This window comes from Streptomyces albidus (ex Kaewkla and Franco 2022) (genome assembly GCF_013870515.1).
GTDB lineage: Bacteria > Actinomycetota > Actinomycetes > Streptomycetales > Streptomycetaceae > Streptomyces > Streptomyces albidus.
In genome coordinates this window covers 1-7,263 of record NZ_JACBXA010000271.1, presented here as the reverse complement: position 1 = coordinate 7,263, position 7,263 = coordinate 1, and the positions used below count along the sequence as shown (strand labels likewise).

The 7,263-nt window shown below is 69.6% G+C and carries 5 protein-coding genes; 2 read left to right on the top strand and 3 right to left on the bottom strand.

The annotated features are described in order from the left end of the window. On the bottom strand, nt 1-803 hold an 803-nt coding region (locus tag H5J26_RS26300; protein WP_181768460.1), incomplete at its 3' end, for an MFS transporter. Between the two features lie 205 nt (nt 804-1,008). Between H5J26_RS26300 and H5J26_RS31695 the strand changes: the two genes are divergently transcribed. Next, nucleotides 1,009-3,624 (top strand): glycosyltransferase, encoded by a 2,616-nt coding sequence (locus H5J26_RS31695; RefSeq protein ID WP_181768459.1) that lies wholly within the window; start codon nt 1,009-1,011, stop codon nt 3,622-3,624. Continuing rightward, a complete protein-coding gene (locus tag H5J26_RS26290) occupies nt 3,624-5,087 on the top strand; it encodes a radical SAM protein (protein ID WP_181768458.1) in 1,464 nt (487 codons plus the stop codon). The genes H5J26_RS31695 and H5J26_RS26290 overlap by 1 nt, the downstream gene beginning before the upstream one ends. Nucleotides 5,088-5,144: 57 nt before the next feature. Here H5J26_RS26290 and H5J26_RS26285 read toward each other — a convergent pair whose 3' ends face one another. Both H5J26_RS26285 and H5J26_RS26280 read right to left on the bottom strand, forming a co-directional pair. Continuing rightward, on the bottom strand, nt 5,145-6,245 hold the full coding sequence (locus H5J26_RS26285) for a cobalamin B12-binding domain-containing protein (RefSeq protein ID WP_181768457.1): 1,101 nt from the start codon (nt 6,243-6,245) through the stop codon (nt 5,145-5,147). After that, on the bottom strand, nt 6,242-7,263 hold a 1,022-nt coding region (locus tag H5J26_RS26280), incomplete at its 5' end, for a PP2C family protein-serine/threonine phosphatase (protein WP_181768456.1). The genes H5J26_RS26285 and H5J26_RS26280, both read right to left, overlap by 4 nt.

The window sequence follows — 7,263 nt, the reverse complement described above, 5'->3', positions numbered from 1 at the left end:
CCGGACCAGGTGCGCCTGGACGACCCGGTATTGATCGAATGCAGCCTGGTCAGCGCCATCGTCACCGAGAAGACCGAGTAGGCGGTGGCCGCGACCGATTCGGTCACCTCGCGTTCGCGCACCAGGAAGAGCGCCGACCACTCGGCGCACGTACCCTCGGCGACCGCTGCGCACAGGGCCACGACCGCCAGCAGCCACAGCCGCCTGCGGAAGACGACGTCCCGGAACCTGCCCGCCGCACGCTGCTCCGGCTCCGGGCGTTCGCCGGGCACCGATCGCCAGGCGACCAGCAGCGCCAGCAGCCCGGCTGCCGAGACGAAGCAGAAGTGCCGGGCGGGCAGCACCGACATCGCGGCTGCCAGGCCGGCGCCAAGCGATCCGAGCAGCCCTCCGATGCTGAACCCCGCGTGGAAGAACGGCATCAGGGGCCGGTCCAGATCCCGCACCACGGCCACGGCGGCGACGTTCATCGCCACGTCGACCGACCCCATGAGGGCGCCGAGCCCGGCCAGCGCCAGCCCGAGCGTCAGCACGGAGCCCGCCAGGCCCAGCAGCGGAAGCACCAGGCACGCACCGGCGAGTGCGGCCATGATGACGAACCGGGCTCCCCACGCGGCGCAGGCACGGGCCGCCAGCGGCGCCGTAACGATCATGGCGATGCTAGGACCGAGCAACGCGAGCCCGATTCCCGCCGGTTCAGCGCCGACCTGTGACGCCAGAGCGGGCACGCGGGCGGCCCACGCACCGTAGAGACCGCCGTTCACGACGAACACCACGGCCACCGCGGTGCGTTGGGAAACCACTCGTGCACCTCTCTCGGGACTCCGCGAGCGGTCAGGCTATTGGCAACACCGCCAGGGCGACGGGCGATTGTGCTGACGGACGCTCATTTCCCCCTGCATCGCCGAGTGTTGGGGCGCCGAGACGAACGGAGTTCGTTAGCGACGCTCCGGTGACGGGCAGACCCTCAGGCAGACCGGCAGGCGACGGCAGGAGTGTCGGAGTTCCATGACCGTTTTGTGGGGAATATCTTTCGATGCCACGCCGATTTCCGGTTTGGTGGTCGAGTTCGTCAAGACAGCGCGCCTTTTCCGGGAGCAGGGGTACCGGGTCCATCTCGACCTCGGCTATGACGTGAAGGCGGACAAGAACGCGTTCTTCCGCCCCTACCAGGACGAAGGATCGCTGCTTCCCGGCTGGGTCCGCCTCGACCGGATCGACGGCATCGACGAAATCCCCGGCTACGACCAGCAGTTGGTCTCGGCCGTTCTGCGCGAGTACATCCAGGAGGGCGCCGGGGAGCATCTGCTGCCCCGGATGGACGCCGCGGCCGAGATGATCGGCGAACGGATCGTCGAGACCTGGGAGAGGCTCGACGTCTCCTTCGTGATGGTGGAGAACGGCACGCTTCCCGAGAACATCGTGTACACCAGAGCGCTCTACTCGGCCATCGAGCGTTACGGCAGACGCCACCGGCTCGGCCGCTATGTGCTGTGGCGCGACCACGACCTCATGTGGCAGAGCGAGCCGGGGATCAAGAAGTACGGCGACTTCCCGTACCCGCGCACGGTGGCGCCGGTGAATTCCCCGCACATCCACTACATCGCGCTGCACGAGGAGGCCCGGGACAAGACCCTCGAATGGGTACCCGGCCTCGAGAACATCGACGTCCTGCCGAACACCTTCACCCACACGCCCGCCGTGGCCGACCGGCGCAACTCCGCATTCCGCCGTGACCACGGAATCCCCGAGGACGCGCCGCTCATCGCACGCTGCACGAGGATCATCCCGCAGAAGCGCATCGACCGGGAGATCCACCTCGTGGCGGCTCTCGCGGACCGCGCGGACGTCCACCTCTTCATCGCCGGTGACACGGCCGAATCCCCGGACGAGCACGCCGAGTTGCTCCACCTCGCCGAGTCGCTGGGCGTGCGGGACAGAGTCGTCTTCGGCGGCTGGCTCGCCCCGCACGAGGCCGACATCGGATCCGCCAGCGGGCGCGGGTACTCCGTACGCGACCTCCTCGCCCACGCCGACCTCGTCTCGTTCCTGACCTCCTACGACTACGAGAGCTACGGGAACCCCATAGGCGAGGCCATCGCCTCGCGCGTCCCGTATCTGACCACCCGCTACCAGCTGTACGACACGGTGTACGGGGACAAGGGGTTCCGCGCCCCCGTCATGGAACTCACCACCGGCGACCTGCCCACGCAGTCCTTCGTGGACAGCGTGGCCGAGCTGATCCTGGACGAAAGGAAGCGCGAGGAGATGGCGGAATACAACCACCGGCTCGGCAAGCGGCACTTCGGTGCCGACCGCGCGGGCGAGTTGCTTGCCGAGCTGTTCCTGACCCCCATGGGCGAGCGCACCCGCATGAGCGTCGTGCTCCCCGTCTACAACGAGGCGGACAACCTGCCCGCCGTGCTGCGCTCCCTCTACGAACAGCGCGGGGAGAACGGCCCGTTGGACAAGTCGCTGTACGAAGTGGTGCTGGTGGACAACAACTCCACCGACGAGACCGTGAAGATCGCACGCCGCTTCGCCGCCGACCACCCCGACCTCGCCGTCCACGTCGTACCGGAGCCCGAACAGGGCGTGGCCTGCGCACGGAAGACCGGCATGGACTTCGCTTCCCAGCGCAGCGCGCGTCGCGGGCCCTCCGACGCCGAGAAGCGGTTCTACCTCGTCTCGGCCGACGCCGACTGCCGGGTGGACGAGCACTGGCTGTGGGAGCTGCTGACCGCGATGGAGTCGGGCAAGGCGGCCATCGGAGTCTGCGACTACTACTACGCGCCCGAGCACTTCACCCGGCGGCCGCGGCTGTGGGACGCCATCCAGCGCACGCTGCGCTGCCGCGCCGTGACGTTCGCGCTGTTCGGCGGCTTCCCGGACGGCAAGGGCTTCGCCGTCGAGAGAGGCGCGTACGACAAGGTCGGCGGCGTCGAGGTCTTCTACCAGCTCCAGGAGGGGCGGTTCGTCAACCACCTGTCCGACGACTGGGACTTCGGGATCAGGGTGCGCGGCTCGGGTGAGGACATCGCCTATGTGCCCGGCTCCCGCGTGGAGATCAACCCCCGGCGCGTGAACCACGCCATCGACGAGGTCATCACCGGCCGCGCCTACGGATCCGACGGGATCATCGTCATGCGCGACATCCGGGTGCCCGAGACCGCAGTGGACCGCGAGGGCGATCTCACCGAGGAAGAGGCCCTGCAGGCATGGGAGTTCTCCATCAAGGACTTCACGCCGAAGAACACGATCCTGCCGGTGCTGCTGACCCCGTCCCTGCTCGACGACGACGCCGTGGCCGAGTTCTTCGGGCCCTCCCTCGCCGAGCGGCTCGGGCGCCGGATCGCTGAGATCAAGGACGAGATGAGGGTCGTCGACTTCACCCCCATCCACTCCTACAAGACCCCGTCCTACCGCCTCTACTTCGAGTTCGCAGACGAGATCTTCGCCCGGCTGCGCGCCACCGTAGGTGAGGACATCGGCCACCCGCCGCCGCTGCCCCCCTGCCTCCAGGACGTCCCGCCGGAGCGTTTCACCGAGTTCGTCAGGTACTTCTGCGAGGACCGTGAATCCGGAGAGGCACACAACTACTTCGGGAACGGAGGGGTGTTCTGATGGACATCGGCCACAAGCAGACGTACGAGCAGTCGATCGCCTCACTGCGCGCGACCGACCCCGGCCACCCCGTACCGGTGGTGCTGGAGACCCTGACGGACCCCGCCAACCGTCATCTCGTCGAGTACGTGACCGAGGACCCGTTCGGCGCGCACGTCTTCCCCGGCAACATCCCGGACTACCCCCCGGCCGACTTCCTCTCCGACCTCGACCGCCAGCTCGCCGCCACCGCACCGATCCACCTGTGGTCCTACATCCCCACCTGCGCCTACCGTTGCCGCTTCTGCCAGTACCCGGTCGTCCTGGTCAAGGGATCACCGGAGGTCGCCGACAGCAAGGCGACCCAGTGGGTCGACTGGAACATCCGCGAGGCCGAACTGTGGCTGCGCGACGTGCCGAACCTGGCCTCCGCACCCGTCGGCGAGTTCAACGTCTTCGGGGGCACCCCCTCGCTGCTGCCCCCTGACGCCATCCGCCGGCTGCTCGACTTCTACCGCGAGAACTTCAACTTCACCCCGGACACGGCGATCCGCTTCGAGGGCGACCCCAGCACCTTCACGCCCGCGAAGCTGGAACTCCTGGCGGAGCTGGGCTGCACCAAACTGAGCAGCGGCGTGCAGTCCTTCGACGACCCTGTGCTCGAGCAGTGCGGACGCGAGCACACGGCGCAGATGTGCGTGGACTTCGTACGCAACGCCCAGCGCATCGGATTCGAGTGGATCAGTGTCGACCTCATGTACGGGCTGCTCGACCAGACGGTCGACAGCGTGCGCCGTGACCTCGACATCGTCCTGGAGAACGAGCTGACGGCCGTCGTCTGCACGAAGCTTCATCTGGCGGACTACAGCGACACGAGGACGGGGGTCGCGGGGGAGAAGCCCGCAGCCTGGCAACTGCCCGACTACCGCGCCAAGTTGGTCAAGAAGGGGCATCGCTGGCCGACGCTCGGCGAGCAGTACCAGATGCGTGAGGTGCTCACCGAGGGCCTGGTGCGCAGCGGGTACCGCGAGCATCCGACCATGTACTTCGCGCGGGACGGCCTCGGCCCTGAGAAGTGGAAGGCCATCATGGTCGACCAGGACAAGCAGGAGGCGGAGGTCGCGATCGGGCTGGGAGGCAGCTCCAGCTGCCGGACCTCGGAAGCGATCACCGACGTCAACTGGAAGCTGTACTCCGAGGCCGTCGAGGCGGGCCGCGTTCCGCTGGGTTCGGCGACGCGGTTCTCCGAGGAGGCCCAGGAGGCCAGGGCGGTCAAGATGGCCCTGTCGACCCTGCGCCCGCTCGACGACCAGCTCCACCAGCAGCGCTTCCCCGGACGCTCCCTCTTCGACGAACCGTGGCTGGGCCGCTTCCGGTCGCTGGAGGAGCGCGGCCTTGCCGTCGTGGACGACGGCGCGAAGCAGATCAGGCTCACGGCGGACGGCGAGGTGCTGGTCGAGGCGATCATCAACTCCGAGCTCTGACACGGCAGTTCTCCGCCGGCTCCGGAACCCGTCACCCCCGGGCGGGCAACCTCCGCGTCAGTGGTCGGTGTGGCCGGCCTCCCCGGCCAGCCACCGCTGTCCGGCCACGACGTGGCGGAGGATCAGCGCCGAGTCGCCCAACTCGTCGACGAGCGTCCCCAGCACCGTCTCGAGGGAGGCCGCATCCACCCCGCGCGCCGACAGGTACGCCGTGGCGAAGGCGAGATGGCCGGTCAGGACCCGGGGGTCGCCGACGTAGACCCCGGCAGCGAGTGCGTCCAGCAACTGCCCGAGGAACGCGGTGTCTTCGTCGTGCTGCTTGCCGGAGCGCTCACGCATGACGGGGAACCGGCTGCGGAGGTCCTCCACGGCCTTCTCCAGCAACTCCCGGCGCTGCCTGAGCAGTTGTGCGTACGCCTCGATGCAGGTGTCCTCCACCGCCGATCCGCCGCGAAGGAGCGGTGGCCATCGCTCTTCCAGCAGTTCGGCTGCGGTGCGGGCGTCGGGCGCGTACAGGTCCGCCCCCAGCGCGTACGCCCAGACGCCCTGCGGTCCGAATCCGGGACCGCCGGCAAGGACCGGGACCCCCGCCTGCCTGCTCACCTCGATCTGGCGGTGTGCGAGCGGCAGGTTCACCGAAAGCGTGCAGGACAGGGCGACCACGTCCGGGCCGTTCTGATGGATGTCGGAGATGAGCTGGGCCGTCGGCACGTGCCCGCCGAGGAACCGCACCCGAAAGCCGCGCAGCCGCAGCACCTCGCTGAGGATCCGTGCCGCGAGGACGTGCCACTCGCCGTCGCTGCATGCGGCCAGCACACCGCCGGACCGCTCGTCCCCGGACTTTCCGCCGGACAACCTGCCGGGATTCCCGCCGTCGTACGAGGCGCTGTTCCCGCGCACGGCGGCGGCGATCGCGTCGACGGTCCGCCCGCTGACATGGGTGGCCGCGTGCTCCTGGGCGACGCTCCACTCGTCGACCGCCCACCGCTCCCCGACCCTCACCTGCGCGGGAGCAACCAGGTCGAGCAGCACAGCCTCGGCGTCCACGCCGCCGTCCAGCAGACGCACGGCGAGTTCGACGGCCGCGTCCTCGTCGGCACCGGCCAGGCAGGTGTCGAAGGCCGCACGGATCTCCTCGGTGATTCCCTTACCGTTCACCGGCTGACGCTCCTTTCCTGCCGCGCGCCGCTCCGCAGCGGCGGCGCCTGCAACACCAGTACGGCGATGTCGTCGTGGGGCCGCCCGGCCAGCCACTGGGTGGTGAGGAGTTCCAAGCGCTCCGCCACCGAACCCGCCGGCATCCCCAGACAGCTCGCCAGCGCGCCGGCGAGCCGCTCCTCGCCGTACATCTCGTCGCCGGTCGGGCCGCCGCGCGCCTCCGTGACCCCGTCGCTGTGGAGGAGCACGGCCTCGCCGGGTTCGAGCCGGAACTCCGCCCGTCCGAAGCTGGGATCGGGCACGGCTCCGACGACCGTGCCGCCGAACGTGACCTCCTCCACCCGGCCGTCGCCGCGCAGCACCAGCGGCGGCAGATGCCCGCCACCGGCCGTCTCGACGATCGCGCCACCGCCGGGAAGCGGGCGGGCGGAGCCGGTCAGCAGCGTCGTGAAGCGGTACTCGTCGTCGAGCATCGCCTCGTTGAGCACCTCCAGCTCCCGCAACGGATCCAGCGCGGTCAGCTCCAGCATCCGCAGGCTCTGCCGTACGCGTCCCGCCGAGACCGCCGCTTCGGCGCCCTTGCCGCACACGTCGCCGAAGAAGAAGGTGACGCCCTCCTCGGGGTGACGCGCCACGTGGTAGAAGTCGCCGCTGAGGCGGAGCGCCTCCGCGGCCGGGCGGTACGCCGCGCCCAGCCTGAGCCCGTCGGCGACGGGAAGCGGCCCCGGCCGGAGGCTCTCCTGCAGCACGGCGATGGTGTGGGCCTGCTGCGAGTACAGGGCAGCGGTGGCGAGGGCGAGCCCCGCCCGTGCGGCGAAGCGGTGCGCCAACTCGCTGTCCGTAGCGCCGAATCCCGCCCGCTCCGGCCCGCGGAGAAGGACGAGCGCACCGGCCGGTACACCGCCGCCCGAGAGCTGAAGCACCAGAGCGCTTCCGCCCCCGGACGTCTCCCACGGCAGGGGGAGCTCGCGAAGGAGCTTGAGGTCGCCGCGGCGGACAACCTCAAGCGGGTCCGCCG

Excerpts from the sequence above, each read along its gene's own strand:
- H5J26_RS31695 (WP_181768459.1), top strand. The coding sequence starts at position 1,009 with ATGACCGTTTTGTGGGGAATATCTTTCGATGCCACGCCGATTTCCGGT.
- H5J26_RS26290 (WP_181768458.1), top strand. The coding sequence starts at position 3,624 with ATGGACATCGGCCACAAGCAGACGTACGAGCAGTCGATCGCCTCACTG.